The sequence below is a fragment of the Paenisporosarcina sp. P4_E4_2 genome, assembly GCF_056401595.1.
Genome location: NZ_JBFUJC010000492.1, coordinates 1 through 1,597 on the forward strand (window position 1 = coordinate 1; position 1,597 = coordinate 1,597).

Here is a 1,597-nt window from a genome sequence, read left to right on the forward strand (position 1 = left end):
CACATACTCCTGCACTAGCAGGCCTATTACCACTTGAAAGTTTACGCTTTATAACAAAACATAGCGAGAACCGAATAATTATGTCTAATGACGAAGATGTATTTCAAGAAATTGCCAATACCTTAGGCATTTTACCGGAACCCTTTAGTAATAATACAAAGGCATTATTGCTTTTAGAAGGACAAGGTGATGTAGTTTTCATTAGACATATTTGCGAAAAACTTAAAGAGGGTGGAGTAATTTCTTCAACCCTTCAAGAGAAAGGGTTTGCTTTAATCCCCACTGGAGGATGTGGCAATTTGAAAGCGTGGACAACTTTAAAATTGGCAGAGCAATTTAACTTACCTTGGTGCGTATTACTAGACTCTGACCAACCGACTCCAGAAGCGCAACAAAACATTCAAACTCAGTTGCAGTTAAACGCACAAGGCATTAAAGCTTACTTAACAAGAAAAAGAGAACCGGAAAATTACTTACATATAGATTGTTTCGATAGTCCGATTTCTTTTAGCGAACATGATGATGTGAAAAAATTAGTAAATGCTGCTTTTCCTCATGTTAGTAGAACAAAAGTTTTAGAACACTTTTGGCATAAGATGACTTTCGAGCAAATCCGGGAAATGGAACATTACACTGCTGAAGACGAATCAACGCATTATGAGTTCACAGAAATGATATTAGATTTCCTTTCGCTTGTTGTACAACCTGAATTAGTTTAACTTTTCAAATAATATGAAAGAGGTCATCTCATGTACATAGAGATGACCTCTACCTAATTCTAGTTAACTTGTCTGCCAGTTACTTAAATTCGAATGATTTTAAATCACTGTACTTAACAATCATTCGATTTATCAGTTTAGCTGAAAAAAAGAAAAATTATTTATTTACCATCTGACTAAACTTTCTAATATTTCAGTGAAGGTATTGCTCCCAATGTGTGAGTGGACACATAACAAAATCGAAGTAATTAAAAAGTTACAAATCAACGTCAGAAAATATATCCACTCTAACTTCTCTTTTATCATTTTCATTAAAAGTTAGATATTCATATTCATCATCATCGTTAGGTTCCTCTAAATAATCAGTTCTACTAATATAAAAATTACGGGTTTCTTCGTTAGCTTTAGATATTTCTTCTATATATTCCTCTTTTTCAAAGTGATTGATAATATTCCTATTTTCTAATTCACTAATTAGACTTTCAATTGACTTAAACCAATCCTCAATAGCGCCTTCCAGATTATCTGCTTCTTCAATATTTCCCATTAAATATTCGAAATGTTCAAAACAAATTTTTACAGATTTTATATACCAAATCAGAGGATAATATATAATTTTTTCGCTTTCTTCGAATTTTTTTATACAATCAGGACACCAAGAAAAGGATTCTTTTAATAAATTTCTTAATGGAATAAAATCTTTAGTTATATAAAGTAAGGTTAGATAAATCCGTTCTTGAGGTTAGTAATTCCATTATCCTAACGAATTCAGTTGAGTTATCCATATATCCATTTATTGTTTTAGCACCTTCATAAAAACGATTTCCTCCATGTATTGCACTTCTTACCAAATAATTTTTATTCATTTCAGTAAATAC

At 31.6% G+C, this 1,597-nt stretch carries 2 protein-coding genes; one reads left to right on the forward strand and one right to left on the reverse strand.

Annotated features, from left to right (window positions below):
* A partial coding sequence (locus AC1DSB_RS19015) for a TOPRIM nucleotidyl transferase/hydrolase domain-containing protein (protein ID WP_477587388.1) occupies positions 1–719 on the forward strand: 719 nt, incomplete at its 5' end.
* 256 nt (positions 720–975) lie between these two features.
* Here AC1DSB_RS19015 and AC1DSB_RS19020 read toward each other — a convergent pair.
* Positions 976–1,266, reverse strand: a complete 291-nt coding sequence (locus tag AC1DSB_RS19020; RefSeq protein ID WP_477531423.1) for a hypothetical protein — start codon at positions 1,264–1,266, stop codon at positions 976–978.
* Between the last annotated feature and the right edge of the window lie 331 nt (positions 1,267–1,597).

What these genes read in the sequence shown, in the direction of transcription:
- AC1DSB_RS19020 (WP_477531423.1), bottom strand. Translation starts at nt 1,266, where the DNA reads ATGGGAAATATTGAAGAAGCAGATAATCTGGAAGGCGCTATTGAGGAT.